General features: G+C 32.8%; 23 protein-coding genes. All 23 read right to left on the bottom strand.

The window, feature by feature from the left end:
- Positions 1-199: 199 nt before the first annotated feature.
- Complete coding sequence (locus tag B5E48_RS02320; RefSeq protein ID WP_087244579.1) at positions 200-1,543, bottom strand: MATE family efflux transporter; 1,344 nt, start codon at positions 1,541-1,543, stop codon at positions 200-202.
- A 61-nt stretch (positions 1,544-1,604) separates the two neighbouring features.
- On the bottom strand, positions 1,605-1,874 hold the full coding sequence (locus B5E48_RS02325) for a hypothetical protein (protein ID WP_087303962.1): 270 nt from the start codon (positions 1,872-1,874) through the stop codon (positions 1,605-1,607).
- 37 nt (positions 1,875-1,911) lie between these two features.
- Entirely contained in the window at positions 1,912-2,469 is a 558-nt protein-coding gene (locus B5E48_RS02330; RefSeq protein WP_087303963.1) for a histidine phosphatase family protein, read from the bottom strand.
- Between the two features lie 114 nt (positions 2,470-2,583).
- Positions 2,584-3,153, bottom strand: coding sequence for a DMP19 family protein (locus B5E48_RS02335; protein ID WP_087303964.1), 570 nt, complete (start codon positions 3,151-3,153; stop codon positions 2,584-2,586).
- A gap of 9 nt (positions 3,154-3,162) precedes the next feature.
- The gene (locus B5E48_RS02340; protein WP_343286325.1) at positions 3,163-3,606 is read right to left on the bottom strand and encodes an NUDIX hydrolase; all 444 of its coding nucleotides are present in this window, start codon (positions 3,604-3,606) and stop codon (positions 3,163-3,165) included.
- Between the two features lie 16 nt (positions 3,607-3,622).
- Entirely contained in the window at positions 3,623-4,366 is a 744-nt protein-coding gene (locus tag B5E48_RS02345) for a Nif3-like dinuclear metal center hexameric protein (RefSeq protein ID WP_087303965.1), read from the bottom strand.
- The gene (locus B5E48_RS02350) at positions 4,356-5,039 is read right to left on the bottom strand and encodes a tRNA (adenine(22)-N(1))-methyltransferase (protein ID WP_087244585.1); all 684 of its coding nucleotides are present in this window, start codon (positions 5,037-5,039) and stop codon (positions 4,356-4,358) included. The genes B5E48_RS02345 and B5E48_RS02350 overlap by 11 nt, the downstream gene beginning before the upstream one ends.
- Before the next feature lies 1 nt (position 5,040).
- Positions 5,041-6,321 (bottom strand): RNA polymerase sigma factor RpoD, encoded by a 1,281-nt coding sequence (gene rpoD, locus B5E48_RS02355; RefSeq protein ID WP_087244586.1) that lies wholly within the window; start codon positions 6,319-6,321, stop codon positions 5,041-5,043.
- 8 nt (positions 6,322-6,329) lie between these two features.
- The gene (gene dnaG, locus B5E48_RS02360) at positions 6,330-8,072 is read right to left on the bottom strand and encodes a DNA primase (protein ID WP_087303966.1); all 1,743 of its coding nucleotides are present in this window, start codon (positions 8,070-8,072) and stop codon (positions 6,330-6,332) included.
- Between the two features lie 15 nt (positions 8,073-8,087).
- On the bottom strand, positions 8,088-9,458 hold the full coding sequence (locus tag B5E48_RS02365; RefSeq protein WP_087244588.1) for a glycine--tRNA ligase: 1,371 nt from the start codon (positions 9,456-9,458) through the stop codon (positions 8,088-8,090).
- Between the two features lie 137 nt (positions 9,459-9,595).
- Positions 9,596-10,510: an alpha/beta fold hydrolase gene (locus B5E48_RS02370; protein ID WP_087303967.1), complete on the bottom strand. Its 915-nt coding sequence runs from the start codon at positions 10,508-10,510 to the stop codon at positions 9,596-9,598.
- A 1-nt stretch (position 10,511) separates the two neighbouring features.
- Complete coding sequence (locus B5E48_RS02375; RefSeq protein ID WP_087303968.1) at positions 10,512-12,326, bottom strand: YgiQ family radical SAM protein; 1,815 nt, start codon at positions 12,324-12,326, stop codon at positions 10,512-10,514.
- A 71-nt stretch (positions 12,327-12,397) separates the two neighbouring features.
- Positions 12,398-13,138 (bottom strand): DNA repair protein RecO, encoded by a 741-nt coding sequence (recO, locus tag B5E48_RS02380; RefSeq protein ID WP_224759474.1) that lies wholly within the window; start codon positions 13,136-13,138, stop codon positions 12,398-12,400.
- Positions 13,116-14,012, bottom strand: coding sequence for a GTPase Era (gene era / locus B5E48_RS02385; protein ID WP_087296738.1), 897 nt, complete (start codon positions 14,010-14,012; stop codon positions 13,116-13,118). The genes recO and era overlap by 23 nt, the downstream gene beginning before the upstream one ends.
- Positions 14,009-14,404 (bottom strand): cytidine deaminase, encoded by a 396-nt coding sequence (gene cdd, locus B5E48_RS02390; protein ID WP_087303969.1) that lies wholly within the window; start codon positions 14,402-14,404, stop codon positions 14,009-14,011. Before cdd ends, era begins: the two co-directional genes overlap by 4 nt.
- A gap of 3 nt (positions 14,405-14,407) precedes the next feature.
- Positions 14,408-14,869, bottom strand: a complete 462-nt coding sequence (gene ybeY / locus B5E48_RS02395; RefSeq protein WP_087244593.1) for an rRNA maturation RNase YbeY — start codon at positions 14,867-14,869, stop codon at positions 14,408-14,410.
- A gap of 11 nt (positions 14,870-14,880) precedes the next feature.
- Positions 14,881-16,908, bottom strand: a complete 2,028-nt coding sequence (locus B5E48_RS02400; protein ID WP_087303970.1) for a cysteine peptidase family C39 domain-containing protein — start codon at positions 16,906-16,908, stop codon at positions 14,881-14,883.
- A 59-nt stretch (positions 16,909-16,967) separates the two neighbouring features.
- A complete protein-coding gene (locus B5E48_RS02405) occupies positions 16,968-18,149 on the bottom strand; it encodes an aspartate aminotransferase family protein (RefSeq protein ID WP_087303971.1) in 1,182 nt (393 codons plus the stop codon).
- 3 nt (positions 18,150-18,152) lie between these two features.
- A complete protein-coding gene (locus B5E48_RS02410) occupies positions 18,153-19,274 on the bottom strand; it encodes a M20 metallopeptidase family protein (RefSeq protein WP_087303972.1) in 1,122 nt (373 codons plus the stop codon).
- A gap of 9 nt (positions 19,275-19,283) precedes the next feature.
- Positions 19,284-19,988 carry a 2,3,4,5-tetrahydropyridine-2,6-dicarboxylate N-acetyltransferase gene (gene dapD, locus B5E48_RS02415; RefSeq protein ID WP_087303973.1) on the bottom strand — a complete coding sequence of 235 codons (705 nt, stop codon included), beginning with the start codon at positions 19,986-19,988 and terminating at the stop codon, positions 19,284-19,286.
- Complete coding sequence (gene dapF / locus B5E48_RS02420; RefSeq protein WP_087303974.1) at positions 19,981-20,826, bottom strand: diaminopimelate epimerase; 846 nt, start codon at positions 20,824-20,826, stop codon at positions 19,981-19,983. The genes dapD and dapF overlap by 8 nt, the downstream gene beginning before the upstream one ends.
- 199 nt (positions 20,827-21,025) lie before the next feature.
- Positions 21,026-21,871, bottom strand: coding sequence for a hypothetical protein (locus tag B5E48_RS02425; RefSeq protein ID WP_087303975.1), 846 nt, complete (start codon positions 21,869-21,871; stop codon positions 21,026-21,028).
- Positions 21,872-21,953: 82 nt separating this feature from the next.
- Positions 21,954-22,637: a ChbG/HpnK family deacetylase gene (locus B5E48_RS02430; protein ID WP_255376258.1), complete on the bottom strand. Its 684-nt coding sequence runs from the start codon at positions 22,635-22,637 to the stop codon at positions 21,954-21,956.
- Positions 22,638-22,719: the final 82 nt, after the last annotated feature.

The raw sequence follows: 22,719 nt of genomic DNA on the forward strand, positions 1-22,719 counted from the left end.
AGAAATCTTCATGATAATTTTGTCAATATCTACCAATATCCATGCACATTTAGACGGGCTCAATATATAGGCACTCCATTTCTTATTGAATAGAGCATCTTTTTGGGTTAACATAGCCGTTTTTATGGAGTTAAAATCAATTACCAACATTTAACTGAAGTTAAATTTTTTATTAAAAAAGTTTTCCAGAAAGGAAAACTTAATCATCAGGTAGCCATTTCACTTTATGATAATAAATAATAAACATAATAGCAGCACTGATCCATGTCACTGGCCAACCAAAGAAAACAAAGAAAACATCAGATGTCATTGAAGTTACAATAGCTAAATAAATCTGTCTTAAAATAACAAAATTAAATACCATAATATACATTGGGATAGATGATTTTCCAGCCCCTCTTAAAACACCATTATAAATCTGCACAATTGGTAATAACATATAACATGTTAAAAAGGCAAATAACATTTTCCATCCTGCTTCTACTACTGCCTGATCGCTATTAAAGATACGAATAACATCTCTTCCAAAGAAGAATAAAAAGACAGTCATAGCTCCCACAACCGCAAAAGTCATCCATAAAGCTATCTTTGAACCACGTTTGACACGATCATATCGCTTAGCTCCAATATTTTGTCCAACAAATGTGGTAATTGCCATATTAAAACTTTGTAAAGGCAAATTCACAAAACCATCAATACGAATCGTTGCTGAATAACCTGCCACAACATCTGAGCCAAAAACATTGACATAAGATTGCACCACGACATTAGATAAAGACACAATGCTTTGTTGTAAAGCCGTAGGCAATCCAATCATAATAATACGCTTTAAAATAGGAAGATGAAAACGAATTTTTCTTATTTTTAAAGCATAGACTTCATCACTTTTCATCAAGACAATACAAACCAGTAAAGCACTTAATGCCTGAGAAACATCAGTCGCAATAGCTGCTCCTGCCACACCCATATGGAAACCTCTCACTAACAATAAATCTAACACAATATTTGTTAAACAGGCTGCTACTAGAAAATAGAGTGGCCTTTTTGAGTCTCCAACAGCACGTAAAACACCTGCCCCCATATTATAAATCAATGCAAAAGTGATTCCACCAAAATAAATTGTTAAATATGTTGATGATTCAGGAAACACATCTGCAGGTATACCTATCATATGTAGAAGTGGATTAGTGAATAAAACACCAACAATCGTTAAGAAAATAGCCATAACAATCGTTAAAGCTGCTGAACTATGAATAGCCTGTTTTAATCTTTTAGAATCATTGGCTCCGTAGTATTGAGCAATCACAACTCCTGCACCTGTTGCCAATCCCATAAAAAAACCAATAAGCATATTTGTGATAGGTGAAGACGCCCCAACAGCAGCCAATGCCTGTTTAGAAACATAATTCCCTACGACATATGCATCTACAGTATTATATAGTTGTTGGAATAGATTTCCAATCAAAAGTGGGATTGAAAACCAAAAAATAGATTTTGCTATACTTCCATAAATCAAATCTGTAGATTTTCGACTTTGATCCATCCTTTTCTCCCCTTTCCCTATACAAACAATTATTGTACTCCTGTTTTTTATTTTTACAATACTATAAATATACAAAATCTATGGTTCTTAAAGAATTAATATTTTGAATAAGATCTTTTTGCATTTCTATTTCAACACGATATGGATAAGATGATTGATATGTATCTAATTTTTGATCAATCATTAAAGCTTCTTTTTCATGATGTTCAATCCATCTTTCATAAATAGATAAAGTGCGTAATCCCACTAAATAAGACTGTATATTTTTTTGAAAATCAATACTTAATGATTGATATAATGGAATCGCTTTTGAATCATTACCAAAAATCATTTCACAATAAAAAGCACTTCTAAGAGTGCCTCATTTCTTAAATATTCCACATTTCAACAAATGTAAATTGACCTTGATCATAATGAAAATGTAAAATACTACAATTCCCTAATTTTTGACCATTCAATAATTGTTCAGGTTGCCCTAAATGTGATAAAAAACAACGACAAGCTCCAGCATGTGATACAGCCAAAACAGTCTGACATGCATCCTGTTCCATAATATCCTTTAGCGTTGTTACCATTCTTTCCATAACCTGTAATCTTGTTTCTCCCCCATAAATAGGAAAGAAATCATCATATTTATCAACAGGAGGATTTAAATCTTCACTTTCACCTTCAAACACACCAAAATATCTTTCTTTAATTCCCTTTAATCTTTGATAAGGTTGATGAGTCACAAGTTCAAGTGTATCACAACATCTTTCAGACGTAGAGCTATAACAATGATCAAAATGAATATCTTTTAATAATTCTCCTGCTTTTTGAGCTTGTTCTATTCCTTTTTCAGTTAATGGAGAATCACACCATCCCTGTATCTTTCTTCTTTGATTAAATAATGTTTCACCATGCCTCATTAAATATAAATCTTTCATATTCCATACCTCCATAAATATTATAGATGAAACCTTGACCACACTCAAGACAAACGAAACTATAAAGAAAAACACTCCTAAGAGTGTTAAAATTCAAATTGTTATTTCATCAATTCATTTTTCTATAAATTCATCTTTATATTCTTGAAGATATTGAATAAGAAAATGATAACATTCTTCTTCTACATCATTGTAGTACTCATCTATTTTATTTAACTGCTCAGACATTTTTGGATCACTATACATTTCTACAATCTCATGAGGATAAATCTCCTGTGCGTTCTTTAAGTATTGATAACCATCATTCAACTTTAAAGTTTGTAAAGTATGAAGTGTAGATTCAACAAATTCATAACCATTATAAAAAAATTGTTCAATACCACCACTCCCTGTTTCTCCAAGAAAATGAAACACCAGCCAAAAATTCCTTTGATATTCATTTAACCGATCCAAATCATAGCCATAATCACAAAGTTCAGATATTCTTAACCAGACTTGATCTACCGATTCTTCAGTCATATTCTGATTGAAAATATCTTCTAATGGTTCTTTTGATTCTTGAATTCCATGAAAAATATCTGTTGCTATTTCTTTTTCTAATGGTGAAATTTTTTGACCTGACAAATAAAAATAAGCAATGATAAAAAAGAAAGCAGCAATCAATCCAATTACAATTTTCTTCATTTTTAAATCTTAATAGCAACTTTCCTGATAATCTATTAACTGATCATTTTCATAAACAATCTTTGCACTATGAAATTTTGAATCTTGAATCCATTCAAAGAAATGATAATCACCTTCCCACATAGGTAAAGATGAAATCTGATCATTGTCGATCCATTGTAAAATACCTTCATCACATTCATGAATTTCACCACTAAAATCCCAGCATGTATAAACAAACATCCCTTCATCCTGACCGTGGTAAAGTTTAGGAAAAACAACAAATCCATGAAGTTGAAGTTTTAAAGCTGTTAAACCTGTTTCTTCATAGATTTCTCGTCTCATGCATTCTTCAGCACTTTCACCCTCTTCAAATTTACCACCAACACCAATCCATTTTCCACCATTGATGTCATTTTCTTTTTTTATGCGATGGAGCATAAGTGTCTGATGATCCTTTTGAATATAACACATGGTTGTCAAAATCATATTATCGGTAGTGATAATAATCAGGAGAACTTCCTTCTATTATCTCTACATTCACTTCCTTTTCTAATAATTCTTTTAATTTTCTCACCATAATGTTTTCTGCATGATGATGAATATCAATCAATAACATATGATGGTCAACTGCATTTTTCGCATGACGATATTTGGTATCTCCAGTTAAATAGGCATCTGCTTTTCCATAGAACTGTGACATAAAATCTGCTCCACTTCCCCCACATATCGCAACCTTACGAACCATATCAGCATGTCCAGCATATTGAAAATGCTTTAAATGATAAGTTGTCTGTACATGGTCAAGAAAATCATCCATTGTCATAGGCTGATTCAAAGTGGCTATGCGTGTGATTCCATCTTCACCACGTTCGATATCATGAATACCTAATGCTTCCATGAGCCATTCATTCATTGCCACATTATCTAAAGCCGTATGTGAGCTATAAACAACGATATGATGTTCAATAGCTTTAAAAATAAATGCGCCCATAAAATCATCCTGATCAATATTCACAATGGGATCTAATAAAAATGGATGATGTGTAATTAACATCTGACATTGATTCCTAATGGCTTCATCAATAGTCTGTAAATCAGCATTTAACGCAATCATTATCTTAGAAACTTCTGTTTCAATCTGACCAATCTGTAATCCACATTTATCCCATTCTTCCTGTAAAGAAAGAGGAAAATGCTTTTCCATAACTGCAATAATCTCTTTAGCCTTCATTGAGCTCACCTTCTATCATTTCAATCATATGTAAAACTTCCTGATAACGAGGATGGTTTTCCTCTAAAGAAGTCAATATATTTTGATAAATATGTAATTGTCTTCTCCATTTTTCATAAAATAAAGTATTTTTCTTTTGTCTTAAATAAGGTCCAAAATAAATATCTTCTTCCTGATAAGAAAGTTGTTTTGATGTTTTCTGACAAACCATAATTTCATAAATATGATGTGCATCTTTCACAATATCTTCATCAATAATTTCTATCTGATGTAAATAAAGATACTCACGTAAAACTTCTAAACCTACATTAGCCTGTAAAAATAATCGTTGATCTTGGATATATTCAGGAAATTCATCTAATATATCCACAATTAACTTACCACCCATACCACAAATACTAATCATATCGACTTGTTGATCTAAAAGTGGATGAATACCACTGCCAAGCAGTGGTATGACTTTATTCTCTAAATGATAACTCCCAATCGTTTCTATAGATGCTTGGATAGGTCCCTTCGCTATATCACAGGCATAAGCCTTTTGAATGACATTTTCATTCACTAAATAACAAGGTAAGTAAGCATGATCAGTTCCTATATCTCCAAGACTTTCTCCATGTTTATATTTGATAATCAAGTCCGCAATGGCTTGTAATCTTTTTGATAGTTTCATATTAACGATCTAAGAAATCCTTTAAACGTTTTGAACGTGATGGATGTTTTAATTTTCTTAAAGCTTTGGCTTCAATCTGACGGATACGTTCACGTGTGACATTAAATTCTTTACCAACTTCCTCAAGTGTTCTCGTACGACCATCATCAAGACCAAAACGTAAACGTAAAACTTTTTCTTCACGATCTGTTAATTCTAATAAAACTTCATTTAATTCATCTTTTAATAATTCATTCGCAGCATAATCATCTGGTGACATTGCCCCTTCATCTTCAATGAAATCTCCTAAATGTGAATCATCTTCTTCACCAATTGGCGTTTCTAATGATACAGGTTCTAAAGATATCTTTTGAATTTCACGTACTTTTTCTGGTGTCATGCCATCCATCTTTTCAGAAATTTCCTCTGCTGAAGGTTCACGTCCTAATTCCTGGATCAATTGTCTTTGAACTCTTGTTAATTTATTGATCGTTTCAACCATATGAACTGGAATACGAATTGTTCTGGCCTGATCTGCAATAGCACGTGTAATAGCTTGTCTAATCCACCATGTTGCATATGTAGAAAACTTAAATCCTTTTGTATAATCAAATTTTTCAACAGCTTTGATAAGCCCCATATTTCCTTCTTGAATCAAATCAAGGAATAACATTCCTCTACCAACATATCTTTTTGCGATAGATACAACAAGACGTAAGTTAGCAGCTGCCAATTTCTTTTTAGCTTCTTCATCACCGTCTAATATTCTTTTCGCAAGAGAAATTTCTTCGTCATGACTTAATAATTCAACACGTCCAATTTCTTTTAAATACATTTTCACTGGATCATTAATTTTTACATTGCTTCCAAGCTGATTAGAATCATCTTCTTCCTCATTGCTGTACATATTAACAGTATCTCCTGTTAACATGTCAAAATCGCCACCAAAGTCTAAATCAGCAACATCATTGTCAATATCTGAATCTAAATCATCTAAATTATCCAAATCATCCAATGTTTCTAATGCTTCAAGATCATCCAAATCACTTGCCATACCACTCATTAACTGATCATCATCAATATCATCTAAAGCATCAAATCCATCTTCAATTAAAATATCATTATCCGTAATAAAAGATAATAATTCTTCAGCTGATTCATCATCTAAGTCATACTTTGTTAAAAAGGCATCTAAATCATCTTGAGATAATTTACCACCCATAGCTTCAGCTGTTTCTTTGATTAAATTCTTCAAATCATCCAATGTCACTGGTGTTGCTTTCTTTTTCATATCCTTTTTCATATTACTTTTTATTGACCTCCTAATTTAACAATCTCATTTAAAATCTGTGCCTTTTGTTGAGGATCTAATATATAACGAAATTGTTCTAATAACTGTTCTTTTTTCATTTTCTTTGCATGATTTCCTATGGTTTCTATATAATCATCTATCGCTTTTTCTTCATATTCTTGAGGCAAAGGAGATTGTGCAATCTCTACCACAGTTTGTATCAAATCTTCTTTTTGTATACTATTTATCAAATCTGCAATTTCTAATTGATTATGATGACGATAATAGTCAATAATATAAGAAGCAATGATACGATATTGATCATTGTACATAAAACCTGCTTTTGCTTCATATTTCAAAGCGACACTTTTATGATTTAACATATAAAATAACAAATCATGTTCAGCTTGCTGATATTTATCCTTTAAATGTGTTATTTTCTTTTGTGGGACTCTTGTTTCCTGATGAAATTGAGGTTTCATCCCATTGATCTGCTGATGAATCAGATCATAAGAAAAACCTGACTGTTTCGATAAAACCTGAATGTAATAATCCTGATCAATAGGATCATGAATTTTAGCAATTTCATAACACATTTTCTCTAAATAATTTTTACGATCATCATAATTTTGAGAATCTATTTTCTGATACTCAAAATTCATTAAAAATTCAATCGGTTTCAATGTCTTTTTAAGGGCTTCCTGTAATCCTTCTTTACCATGTTCTTCATAGATTTCATCAGGATCATGATTATCAGGTAAAACAATAATGGATACCTGAAAACCAGCTTCCTCTAATTCTCTGGCAGCTTTACTCATAGCTGTTTGTCCAGCCTGATCACCATCCAAACACAAATGAACATGATGCGTCAAACGACGTAAAGCCTGAATATGTCCCTTTGTCAGAGCTGTTCCCATAATAGCGACTGTATTTTCAATACCTGCTTTATACATCGCTATGACATCCATAAATCCTTCCAGTAAGTATATAAATCCAGCTTCTTTAACCGCATCTTTACATTGATGGTAATGATAAAGCGTCTGTCCTTTGATAAAAATATCAGATTCAGGAGAATTGATATACTTGCTGTCAGTTTGTGTTGGTTTATAAATACGTCCACTAAATCCAACAACCTGTCCTTGCTGATTATATAATGGAAACATAATACGATCTTGGAAACGGTCAAAATGCTGATATGATTCTACAATCAGCCCAGACTTGACCATATCTATTTCCTGAAAGCCCAATTTTTCAAATGCCTGATATAAAGTTGACTGCAAAGGTGCATAGCCAATTTGAAATTCTTTAATCAATTCATCAGAAAAATGACGTTTCGTTAAATAAGCTTTTGCTTCCAGTCCCAATTTTGTATTGAGATAGTAACTATAAATTTTCTGTGCTTCTTCGTGCATTTGATAAAGTGAAGCATTTTCTTTAGAAATCGGTGATGAAACGACATCTAAATGATATTCACTCAAATCAATATGACCTATTTCGGCAACTTTTTTAACAGCTTCTATGTATGATATTTTTAAATATTTCTGTAAAAATGTAAAAACATTGCCTCCCGTACCACACACAAAACACATAAAAATTTGCTTATCAGGCGAAACAGACATTGAAGGATGTTTATCATCATGAAAAGGGCATAATGCTATGTAATTTCTTCCTTTCTTTTCCAAAGGAAGATACTCGCCAATCACATCAACAATATCAACGCTCTGCCTGATTTCATTTATCTTTTCCTGTGATAGACGTGCCATATATGCCCTCCTTTATTAAAAACGAATCTTTTTTGTAAGATAATCTACAAGTTCATGAATTGGTAAACGAATCTGCTCCATTGTATCTCGATCTCTTAATGTGACAGACTGATCATTTTCACTGTCAAAGTCAACAGTTATACAATATGGTGTTCCTATTGCATCCTGACGACGATAACGTTTTCCAATCTGTCCAGCAACATCGTATTCCACATTAAATTCCTTAGCTAACAACTGATAAACTTCCATAGCTTTATCACTTTGTTTCTTTGTAAGTGGTAAAATAGCTGCTTTTACAGGTGCCACAGCTGGATGGAAATGCATCACAAGACGTGTTTCTTTTTCCAACTGTTCTTCCTCATAAGCATCAGCTAAAACAGATAAGAATAAACGATCTGCCCCTACTGATGGTTCAATAACATATGGTAAGTATTTTTGATTCGTTTCAGGATCTAAATACTCTAGATTTTTCTTAGAATATTCCTGATGTCTACCTAAGTCATAATCTGTACGATCAGCAATACCCCATAATTCACCCCATCCAAATGGATAAAGATATTCAATATCACTCGTTGCCTTAGAATAGAATGATAATTCTTCTTTTTCATGATCTCTAAATCTTAAATTATCTGCACTTAATCCTAAGTCCAATAAAAATTGCATACATTGATTTTTCCAATAATCAAACCATTCTAAATCTGTATCTGGCTTTGTAAAGAATTCTAATTCCATCTGTTCAAACTCTCTTGTTCTAAAGATAAAATTACCTGGTGTAATTTCATTTCTAAAAGATTTCCCAATCTGACCAATTCCAAATGGAACTTTTTTACGTGATGTTCTTTGAATGTTTTTAAAATTCACAAAAATTCCCTGAGCCGTTTCAGGTCTTAAATAAACAACACTTTTGGCATCTTTGACAACACCCATATATGTTTTAAACATCAATTCAAACTCACGAATATCTGTAAAGTCTTCACTTCCACAGTTTGGACATTGAATATGATGTTCTCTAATAAATTCCATCATTTTTTCTGGTGCCCAACCATCACTATGAATATTTGGATCATAATCTTCAATCAATTTATCAGCACGATGTCTTGTTTTACAATGTTTACAGTCAATCAATGGATCACTGAATCCACCAACATGCCCACTAGCTTCCCAGACACGTGGATTCATAAAAATTGCTGAATCTAATCCAACATTATATGGTGATTCCTGAATAAAACGTTTCCACCATAATTTCTTAATATTATTTTTCATTTCCACACCTAAAGGACCATAATCCCAAGTGTTTGCAAGCCCATCATAAATTTCAGAACCCTGATAAACAAATCCTGAATTTTTTGCATGAGCAATTAATTTATCCATATCTTTGTTCGCCATATTTATACCCCTTTTTATTTATGTTTATACCTATATAAAATAGCAAAGACCTAGCACAAGCCAAGTCTTTTATTTATATATTTACTTCGTATTTATACCCTTATAGTAGTCATTTGTCAACCAACAATGAGTGTACTTTATAAATATGTCCTTTCATTTAGCCATTTCAGTATACTCTTATAAACCAACTTTTTATCTTTTTCAAACAACAAGGCATGTCGTTGCCCTGAAAAGATTTCAAATGTCAGATCCTGAAGCGGTATTTTTTTATATTTTTCAATAAGTTTTTGAATATGAGGACACATAGGATCATTTTCACCAATACCAATATATATTGATAAAAACGAAGGAATACTCATGATTGTTTTTTCAGTATTGACTTCCTGTATCATATGAATAATATCTCGATATCCCTGAACAGTATATGCAAAATGTGACATAGGATCTTCCAGAAAACGTTGTCTTTCATCTTCATCACTCGTTAACCAGTCCATATCACTTGTCATGCGAATTCTTTTATTTAAACGATGACGAAGATAGCGAGAATATTGTTGTGCTTTATGAAGTGGTCCCTTCCACATCTTTAATAAACGTAAATAAATACGTTTCAAATAGAAGAAATCAACTTTTGAAGGTGTTCCCAGTAATAAAGCTCCTTCAATAAAGTCACCAAAAACAGTCATATACTTACGTATCAAAATAGAGCCTAAATCAACTCCCAGCATGAAATAAGGTGAATCAGGATACTTTTCACGAATAATCATCTGCAAATGATGCATATCTTCAATCAGATGCATAGGCCCATCATGTTCTCCAAAATATCCCTGTTCAAAATCAATTAAAGAACGTCCATGTCCAGCAAAATCACTCACCACCACCACAAAGCCTTGACTTGCTAGAAAAGAAGCAAAATGCTCATAACGTCCAGCATGTTCTCCTAAACCATGATGAATCTGCACAATGCCTTTTACACGAATCACAACTTGAGGCTCATAAACATGATAACGAATATTGATATGCATGGATGATGTAAAGAAAGCAGTACGTTTCATATCATGACCCCCTTCGTAGTGGACGTTTTTGACCTTTTGGTTTAATTAAACATTTCTTTTGAAAACCAATTAAATCTGTTCTTTTTGCTAATGTTAAAGCTTCATAGACAAGATGATAATTTTGTGGACGACGATATTGCATCAAAGCACGTTGCATTGCTTTCTCTTTTGGTGTTTTCGCAACATAAACAGGTGTCAAATCTCGTGGATCTAACTCTGTATAATACATAGCTGTTGATAAAGTTCCAGGAGTTGGATAAAAATCTTGAACCTGTTCTGGCTGATGATGGATATCTCTTAAATATTCAGCCAATTCAATAGCACTGTTTAAATCACTACCTGGATGCGATGACATCAAATAAGGAACAAGATACTGATTTTTGTTCATCTCTTTATTGAGTCGTTTATACTTATCCACAAACTTTTCATACAGTTCACGATGAGGTTTTCCCATTTTATCGAGAACCTGATTACTGATATGCTCAGGAGCAACCTTTAATTGACCACTGATATGATGTTGAATCAGTTCTTTAAAAAATGTATCATCCTGATCATACATTAAATAATCATAGCGAATACCAGAACGAACAAAGACTTTTTTAACACCTTCTAAACTTCTTAGTTTTTTAAGCAAAGCCAAATAATCACTATGATCGACTCTTAATTGACGACATGGTTTTGGCCATAAACACTGTCTGGTCGGACAGGCTCCATGTGTCGTTTGTTTTTCACAGCTAGGAAATCTAAAATTCGCTGTTGGTCCTCCAACATCATGAATATAACCCTTAAAATCTGGATCCTGGATAATTTTCTTAGCTTCTTCAACTAACGACTCATGAGAACGTGATTGAATGATACGTCCCTGATGAAAGTTTAAAGCACAGAAATTACAGGCCCCAAAACAGCCACGATTACTGATAAGTGAAAAACGCACTTCTTCAATCGCTGGAATATAATCATAGCTTGGATGGTATGTTCTTTGATAAGGCAAAGCATATGTATCATCAAACTCCATCTGCGTTAATGGGCGATTAGGGCGATTTTGTACGACATAAAATCCCTCATATGGTTCAACCAATGTTTTGGCATTATAATGATCAGTATTACGATATTGAATACCAAATGATTTGGCATATTCTTTTTTATCATGAGTTATATCAAAAAATGATGGTAACATGATATGATCATCTGGAATCATAGATAAATCCTTTGTTTTAAAAACTGTTCCATCTAAATAAGTCAAATCATGCACGTCAAGTCCTGCATCCAATGCTTCAGCAATCTCAATAATGCTGTTTTCTCCCATTCCATACATCAATAAATCTGCATTCGCATCAATTAAAATAGATTTTCTGACTTTATCATCCCAATAATCATAATGAGCCAAACGTCTTAGACTGGCTTCAATACCACCAATCAAAATGGTTGCATCATGATAAGCTTCACGCACTTTTTGACTATAAACAATCACTGCACGATCAGGTCGATGACCCATTTCTCCATTATTAGAATAACTGTCTTTTTTTCGTCTTTTCTTGGATACACTATAATGATTCACCATTGAATCAATATTACCACTAGAAATCAAAAAGCCAAGACGTGGTTTGCCAAAACGCTGAAAATCATCCAAACGACGCCAATCTGGTTGTGCTAAAAAACACACTTTAAAACCACGACTTTCTAAAGTACGTGTAATAATCGCTGCACCAAATGATGGATGATCAACATAGGCATCTCCACTAATATAGACAAAATCAGGCTGTTGCCATCCTCTTTCTAACATTTCTTCTTTTGTTGTTGGTAAAAATTGTCCCATAACATTTCCCCTTTATATGCTCATATTATACACTAATTTGTTTTGAAGAAAAATAAAATTGTGTAGAATTTCTACACAATTTGATGAATAAAACGTGATGTTTTCAACTGAATTCCCGTATATTCTTCAATCAACGATTCCATTAAAGGCACTAATACCTGAATGGCTGATGAAGAAATATGTAAATGATCAATAGCGGTTATAGGAATCTTATGAATATGTCGAAAAGCTTTTAAAATATCCTGAGAATAGGGCTGATGATGTCCTATGTGTTTTGAACATAAAAATCCTCCATCTTCCAATGAAATAGAAACAACTTGAGGTGAACCACACAAAACACAGCCATCAACATCCAAAGATACCCCATTATGTTCTAAAATAAAGACATTAAAAAGCAGATAAACAAGCAATGGTGGATATCCCAAATCCAAAGCATGTAAAGCTTCATATAACATTCTATATTCTTTTTCTAAAGGTTGATTATCTTCAACATAACGATAGAAATATTCTAGAATATACTGTCCAACAATCTCACTTTCCAAATTTTCTTCAATGTGTCTAAAATAATCAAGTGGTGTAGCCTTAATCAATGTACTCATTCCTTTTTTTAAGGCAATCGTCAATTCACTTAACATCATTTCTTGACACCCACGGGCATTCTTGCTTGTCATTTTACGAATCCCACGTGCCATCACACTCATTTTTCCATATTCATGACTATAAATATGTAAAATCATATCATTTTCTTTATACGGTGTTTTCTTTAAAATAACAGCTTCAACAACTTCCTCATGAATAGTCATTTTCATCATAACCAAACTCTCTTAAATACTTTTGTTTATTACGCCAATTCTTTTCTACTTTCACAAAAAGTTCTAATGTAACTGGAGTTTGTAAAAAACGTTTCATTTCACGTCTGGCATTTTGTTTAATCTTTTTAATCATACTTCCCTGTTTACCAATAATAATAGCTTTTTGACTTGGACGATCCACAACAATCGCCGCCATGACATGAACACCATCTTCATCTTCAGTCATACTTTCAATCACAATCGCAACACTGTGAGGTACTTCTTCATGAGTAAAATATAAAATCTTTTCACGAATAAATTCTGCCATAATAAAACGTTCTGGATGATCAGTAATATGATCTTTAGGATAATACATAACCCCTTCTTTTAAATCATTTTTGATTGTATCCATGAGATGTTCAACATTATCCCCATTTAAAGCACTAATAGGAATAATCTCTTTAAAATCAAACATTTCTTTCCATTCATTTAACTTTTGAATTAATTCATCTTTTGACAACAAATCAATCTTATTTAAAAGAAGATAAACAGGTCCATCTGCTTCCTTTAAACGACTGACAATAAAACGATCTCCACGACCAATCTTTTCATTCGCTGGCGCAAGCAACAAGACAATATCCACACCATAAATGCTATTTAAAGCATTGGTATTCATAAAAGATCCTAAACCATCCTGTGGTTTATGAATCCCTGGTGTATCCATAAAAATAATCTGCGCTTCATCATCTGTATAAATACCTTGAATCGTATTACGTGTCGTTTGTGCTGTTGATGATGTAATCGCTAATTTTGTTTTTAAAATATGATTCAATAATGTTGATTTTCCAACATTAGGGCGTCCAACAATACTTACAAATCCTGATTTAAATGTCATAAACTCTCTCCTGTAAATGCACGAGGTAATAACTCCTGCATATTTGTGACTTCATAATAATCTTTACTTCCTAAAATAATAGGTGTAAGGGGATCTAACAATTCAGCCAAAACCTGACGGCAGGCTCCACATGGTGAAATAAGTGGTGAACAGTCACCAACAATGGCTAGTGCTACAATATCATCCTGGCGATAGCCTTGACAATAAGCCTGAAACACAGCATTACGTTCAGCACACATTGTTGAACCATAAGCCGCATTTTCAATATTTGTGCCATAAATTTTTTGTCCATTTTTCAACAATAAACAGGCCCCCACACGAAAATGAGAATAAGGAACATATGCATTTTGCGAAGCTTTGAATGCTTCATCAACAAGTTCTTGATAATCCATATTCTAACCTCTTTCTATTCCTAACTGATTTAAAATATCTTTTTGTAAAGCTAACATTTCTTTTTCATCATCTTCATTCATATGGTCATAACCAAGCAAATGTAAAAGTCCATGTGTCATTAAAAAGCACATTTCACGTTTTAATGAATGTCCATATTCCTGTGCCTGCTGACAGGCATGTTCATATGAAATGAATATATCCCCTAAGCTTCTTGGCATACCGGCCACATAATATTGTTCATTATCTTCTAATGCAAAACTGATCACATCTGTTGCACGATCAATATGACGATAATCACGATTCATCTGATGAATCTGTTCATCATCAACAATCACACATGATAATTCTACATCATCATCAATCTGCAATGTCTGTAATGTTGTTTCAATAATTTTTCGAAAAACAGCTTCATAATCTTCCTGACATAAATGCTTTTCATCTTCATATACAAAATCAATATTCATCTTCTCACCCTTTATTTCTTTATTTTTCCTTTTTCAATTATAACACATTCCATATTCTTGTTCACTATCTTTGTTTGATGGTTAATCATAATATAAATTTTTCCTTCATCATTTTTCATCAGATAACGTAAAATTTTATTTGCTAAACGTGTATCCATATGTGAAAAAGCCTCATCTAAAATCAGCACATCCCAGTCACGACACAACATGCGAATCAATGCAACAACCTGTCTTTGTCCAAGGGATAATGGATATCCATTTTCTGACAAGACAATATGCATCATATCATTTAAACTTTCCTGTCCAAATGTTTTTAAATAGAATTGTATTTTCTTTTCATCCTGACATAGAAAATTATCTTGAAGTGTCATATGTAAAAATGTTGGCGTTTCATTTAAATATCCAATATGTTCATATAAAGAAGCCAAATCAATCTGCCTCAATTCTAAATCATTGATATAAATATCACCCTGATATGCTAAGTCTTCTGCCAATAATAACTTTAAAAGGGTTGTTTTTCCACTACCTGTAATACCTTTAATCCACAGATGATGTTGGATATTTAAATCAATATGTTCTAAAACTGGCAACTGATAACCATAAGCATAAGTGACATCATCATAACGAATAGATGTAATCGGTTGATCAAGAGTACATTTTGTCTCCTCTAAATCAACTTCAAAATTCTTATACTTATCATAAATCAAACTGACCTGTTTATACTGACTGGCTAAAGCAACCATATTTAAAACAGGCTGAATGCAATAAGAAACCAGCATATAAAACATGATCAACTGTCCCATTGTAATATGTTGAAGATGAAAAAGATAAAATCCTGCCAATAAAACAATACCATAACATAAAACAATCAAATATTGAATTAAAGACTGAAATTGATTTAAAAATAAGGCTTGTTTTTCTTTTAATAAAGCTTCATCTAAATAGACATGATAACTTCTTTCACGTTGTCTTTGAAACAAATGAAAATAGCGAATTAAAGAATGATTATCGATCAATTCTAACACATGATGTCTAAAAAGATAATGTGCTTCTAAATAATTTTTATTTATGCTTTGAAAATCTTTTAATCGAAAATAACTGATGACACATATGACTATAAAAGTCACTGCTACAATCAAGGCTAACCAGATATTCAATAAACACATACCCACAAATAAAACAACAAAGAATAAACCATCTAAAAAGAATTTCTCAAAACACTCCAGACTCATTTCTGTCAAATCAAAAAGACTTAATAATTGACTTTGAATCACACCATGATCCTGATAAAAAAATGAATGTGACTGTTTCAACATATTCATAAGTGACTGAAAAACATAATCTTCATCCATAGCCTTTTGGAGATGAATCATTTCTTTCATTTTTAATTGTGTCATATATGTACGTATGCATTCTAAGGTTGTATAAGCCATCGCTAATATGGCCATATAGAAAAAGGCAGTTTTCAAATGAATATAATCAATCAGAATCTGAAAAAAATAACTGCTGCCATAACCCATAACCGCAATCCATAGACCTTTCCATATCAAAGATATCATATAACGCTGATAAGCAAAAAAGGTATCTTTTAAAAATTGTCTATAACTTTTATAATGAAGCTGAGGAACACGTCCCACATGTTTAATCACAATGACTCTTTGCCCATAATGTTCATTCATCTCTTCTATGTACATTTTGACTAATCCTTTTGCTGGATCACCAATGATATACTCTTCATCTTTGATCTCATATAACACAACAAAATGTCCTATTCCATCATAAATCATATATAAAATACATGGACACTTCACTTCTCTAACAATATCTTCTAAAGTGGCTTCATAGGCTTTGGCTTCAATCTGATAACTTTTTAAACATTCAATCATACCTCTTATAGAGATTCCATTTTGATTTAATCTGGCTTTTTTCTTTATATTTTTGATTTCATCATAAAAATGATAATATTTTAAAATCATATCAATACAATAAGCTCCACATGACTTTTCTTCATCTTGTAATTCAATTGGATATTTATGCATAGAAAAACCCCCTTACTTCTATATACGCAAAAAGTAAGGAGTTTTTCTTTTTTTTATGATCATTTTTTTAAAATTTTTTTCAATTTCTCAATAAATTCATCAACATGTTGTGGTGTGATAATCAATGGCGGTAACATACGAATCACATTGCTGCCAGCTGTTACAACAATAACACCATCATTTAACAATGCTTTCACAACACTTTTCGCTTCTTGATTCAATACTAATCCTTGCATCAAACCAAGTCCACGACGTTCTATCACGCAATCAAACTGTTCAACAACTTCATCTAAACGTTGAATGAGATACTGCGAAACTTCCTGAACATGTGGTAGAATCTGATCTTTTTCTAAGATGTCAAAAACTGTTTTGACTGCCATACAAGCAAATGGATTACCACCATATGTACTTCCATGATCTCCTGGTTCCATAGCTTGTGCCCATTTTTTATTAGCCACAAACGCACCAACTGGGATTCCACAGCCAATTCCTTTTGCCAGACACACGATATCAGGTAAAATATCATATTGGAAATAAGTCATGATTGTTCCTGTTCGTCCCATACCACATTGAACTTCATCTAAAATCAGACAAATATCATGTTCATTACATAAAACTCTTAATTCTTGCATGAAGGCTTTATCACAAGGATAAACACCACCTTCACCTTGAACAGGTTCCACAATAATAGCTGCAGTACGTTCATTAATGAGACTTTTGACACTTTCAATATCATTTAATGTGGCATAACAGACACCATCAATGAGTGGTCCAAAGGCTTTTTGATAAGCTGGATTCCCTGTTAATTTGACAGAACCTGTTGAACGTCCATGAAAAGAATGATGAAATGATATAATCTCACTATCTGCTTTACCATGTTTTAAATAATAATATTTTCTAGCCAGTTTTAAAGCGCCTTCTGTTGCTTCTGTTCCTGAATTACAGAAAAAGACGGCTTCTAACTGTGTTGCTTTTTTGACAGCTTCAGCTGCCTCTACAGCAATTGGTGTATAAAAATAATTTGATACATGTGTTAATGTCGCCATCTGTTTTTGCATAGCTTCAACATAGGCAGGATAATGATATCCTAATGAATTGACTCCAATACCTGAATAAAAATCTAAATATCGACGTCCATTTGTATCATATAAATAAACACCTTCACCTTTTTCTAAAACAACATCATAACGACCATAAGCTTTTAAAAAAGCATTTTCCCCTCTTGTATACCAATCTTCCACAATTTATACCCCCTTTATATTTCTAGCCAATTTCTCATATAAATCAACTGCCGTTTCTAAAACTTCTTCATGAAAATCAAACGTTTCCGTATGTAATCCACTTTGATATTCCTGACATTTTGTACCTACAAAAAAGAACACCCCAGGAATTGCTTTTTGATAAAAAGCAAAGTCTTCAGCTAACATCAATGGTTCATCCAATTCAATATATGTCGATGGATCCACACATGCTTTCAATTGTTGATACAACGATTGATGATTCATCACTGGTGGATACATAGGTGGACAACTCCATTCAATCTGACAGTTATAACTTTTCATTAAACCATCATGAATAGCTTGTATTTCCTGTGTCATTTTATGAAAAAGAGATTCATCATAACAGCGTAATGTTCCATGCATACAAGTTTGTGTAGCAACACTATTACGTGCTGTTCCACCATGTATTTCCCCAATATTGAAAATAACTGGTGAAAACGGTGAAATATGTCTGGAAATCATTGTCTGATATTGCATATAGGCATGGTTAGCAATCATGATACTGTCAATACCTTCCTGCGGTAATCCTGCATGTGCTCCTTGTCCATGAATGGTCACATCCATTTCACCACACATAGCCATTAACGGTCCACTTTTACAGGCAATTTTGCCTTCTTCAATCATTGGCATTAAATGCATTCCAAAAATAGCTTTCACATGATATTTTTCTAAGACACCCGATTCTACAACCAGACGTGCTGCGCCTGGTGATTCTTCAGCAGGCTGAAACAACAAAAGAATATTATAGTTCAATGGTTCTTTGATTTCTTTTAAACGTTTTGCAAAACCTAATAAGGCACTCATATGTCCATCATGACCACAGGCATGCATACATCCTGGATGTTTTGAAACATAATCCACCTGATTTTTTTCATGAATAGGCAAACCATCAATATCACTACGAAAAGCCAAAGTTGACTGACAACCATAATCAATATAAACAAGCGTTCCTGTTTCGATGATACTTTCCCAATGATATCCCATCTGTTCTAATTCATGACGTAAATACTCTGCCGTCTGATATTCTTTTAAACCTAATTCGGGAATCTGATGTAAATCTCTTCTCCAGCGTTTGACATCTTCCATAATCTCACCTTAAATTTTTCTTAAATCATCCATTAACTGTGTCTTTTCTTTTGTTTCATCTGTTTTTTCTTCTTTAATGATACGTGCTGGATTTCCTGCAACAACAGCTCCAGCTGGCACATCATTCAAGACAATACTTCCAGCTCCAACAACAGCACCTTTACCAATACGAACACCTTCTACAACAACTGCATTCGCACCAATTAAAACATCATCTTCCAAAACAACGGGTTTGGCACTAGGTGGTTCAATAACTCCTGCTAAGACTGCTCCAGCTCCAACATGGCAGTGTTTTCCAACTTCAGCACGACCACCTAAGACAGCTCCCATGTCAATCATTGAACCTTCACCAATTTTAGCACCAATATTAATGACAGCCCCCATCATAATCACGGCATTATCTTCAATTATCACATTTTCACGAATAAATGCTCCAGGTTCAATACGTGCATTAATATTTCGCATATCTAACATAGGTATAGCACTATTACGACGATCTTGTTCTAAATAAGTTTCTGTAATTTGATCTTGATGAGCTTCTAAATATTTTTGAACATTATCCAAATCACCAATCAAAACACGACTTGTTTCTGTTCCAAATACTTTGATAGAGTCATCTGTTGGTAAATCATGTCCATTAACATAAACCTTTACAGGTGTTTGTTTCTTTGCATCTCTAATATATTGAATAATTTCTTGTGCTGTACTATACATTCTTAAAATCCTCCTCATTCATTATTCCTTCAAAAACTGTTCTGGCTGGTCCTTCCATGAAAATATGTCCGTCCTGATATTGAATATTTAAAATACCACCTAAAAGTTCCACATCAACCTGTGAGTCACATAATCCATTGACATAGCTGGCATACATGACGGCACAGGCTCCTGTTCCACAGGCCATTGTTTCTCCCGATCCTCTTTCCCAGACACGCATCTTTAAATGCTGGCGATCAATCACCTGAACAAACTCAGTATTGACTGATTCAGGAAACATTTCATTTTTTTCAAAATATGGACCTATCTTTTCAATTTCAAAATCAAGCTGATCAACATATGTTACAACATGGGGATTCCCCATAGAAACAGCTGTACAACGATAAATATGATGATTGATGTTTAAGGGTTCATCAACCATTTGTTCCTTATTAAAAAGACAAGGTATATCCTGCGTATTCAAAGACGGTTGACCCATGTCTACTTTGACTGACTGCACTGTTCCATTTTCAACATGTAACCAGACTCTTTTGACCCCAGCCAATGTTTCAATTTCCAAATAAGTTTGATCTGTTAAATGATGATCATAAACGAATTTAGCAAAACAGCGAATCCCATTCCCACACATCTTTCCTTCACTACCATCACGATTAAACATACGCATGAAAAAATCATATTTTTGTGAAGGTAAAATCACAATCATACCATCACTACCAATACCAAAATGACGATCACTGATGCGGGTAATAAACTCAGGTGTCATATCCACTTTTTGATAGATTCCATCTACATAAATATAATCATTTCCTAGTCCTTCCATCTTTGTAAATTTTAGCATTTTTTCACCTCTATCTTTTTGAAATATATTAACATTTTTTTGATATAATGAAAAGTCTTTTGAAATATTTGCATATATTAAAAATAAGGTGAGTCTATGAAATATATGTTTAAAAAAATCAATCAAACGATTTCTATTTTATTAATTGTTTTATTACTCATGATTATCTATTATCATAGTGTATATTAAAAATAACGGCTTAGCCGTTATTTTCATCTGTATGATCTTGTGGTTGTTTTTGATCCTGTTCTATTATCTGTTCTTGTTGAATTGTTTCTGTTTGCGTATCTGGCGTAGACTCTACAGGTTGATCCAATTGAGAATCTATATTGTCTTCTATCAATGTTTGTTTTGTTTTCTTTTTATTTTTTAAAACAAACACAACAATTCCAATAATAACTAATGCCCCAATTCCAATAAAAATAAATGTCATATCCATACCAGCTGATTTTGGTGATGAAATTACGATTTCATTTGTTGCATGAGACTGGCTTACTAATTCTAAAAGATCAATTTTCACATTTTGTCCATCAACAGTTCCTACATTAGATGTTGCTTTCCCTGGCATTTTGACATTAATAACCATTTCTAAACCTAATGCTTTCATCTTATCTACAGAGTAATCTGCTGATTGTAATAATTGAGAATCCATTTGTTGACTGAGATCTTCCATTGGTAATTTAAGAACTATACAATCCTTACCATCAATGGTTTCTTCAGTAATGTTCACTCCCATTTCATCTGCTGTTGAAGCTAACCCTTCCATACGTACACCAACCCAATTTGATGCATTGATTGTTTCTTCAATTGATGTCACTTTAACATTTTTTGTTTCTTCTGAAGATAACATCTGTTCTTTCATTTGTTCAACAAATTCTTCTTTTGTCATTTGCGAAGCTGTCAAAGCACTTTCTTCCATCAAAAAGTCCATAGATGTATTGACACTTTTATCAGCATTGACTTCAAGATTGATTGTCATTTTCATACATCCTGTTAATAAGAAAACAGCTAATAACAACGACAACGTTTTTAATAGTTTTTTCATAGATATTCTCCTTCCCTATTTTCATTGTAACATAATCCAACAAAATATGGGATTTTTTATCATGACATTTTCAAATTCATTTTTATATGTTTCCAAAATGAATGAATTCAATAGAATGCTCTTGTATAAATCCCATAACTCTTGGATCCATTAATGTTGCTAATTCTTTTGCCCTTTGGATATTATAACTGCTTAATTCTAATAAAGTTTGATCAACATAAGCTGGATGCAAAGCAAATTCAACACTTTCTCTTTGTTCTTTTAAACTTCGATTCAATAATTTCAGTAACATTTCTACAGTCCCATGATCATAAAAATCCGGAATATGGCATGGTGCATAACGAATACCATTTTGTGCTAAAATAGCTTCTATTTCCTGTGTTTGAGCACGCATTGGTAAATTGTATTTTTGAGCCAGTTTCATAGCTGCCTTTAATTGTTTAGGTGTTGTACAAACATGAAAATCAATATGATCAGGATGTAAACCCGTTGCTAAAAACTTATCCATTTGAGCCTGATATTCCAAATCAAGTTCACTTTGATCACTCTTTTCAATGATTTGTGGATCACGATAAAAATGATCATTTTCATCAGTTAATGTTTTTAATCCTTTCACAATTGAATATTGCACTGTTGTAACGAGGTGAATCCCCACATGTAATAAATCAGGATATTGTTTCATCAACGAAACAGCATGATCAAAACCAGGCATATTGACCATTAAACTTGTTGAAGTCAAAATTCCCTGTTGAAATCCTTCTAAAATAGCTCAATTAACACCTTTTGAAAAACCAAAATCATCTGCATTCATAATTACTTTCATTATAAGTCCCTCCATCTTTTATATA

The sequence above is a fragment of the Massilimicrobiota sp. An105 genome (assembly GCF_002161155.1).
GTDB classification, from domain to species: Bacteria; Bacillota_I; Bacilli_A; order Erysipelotrichales; family Coprobacillaceae; genus Allocoprobacillus; species Allocoprobacillus merdigallinarum.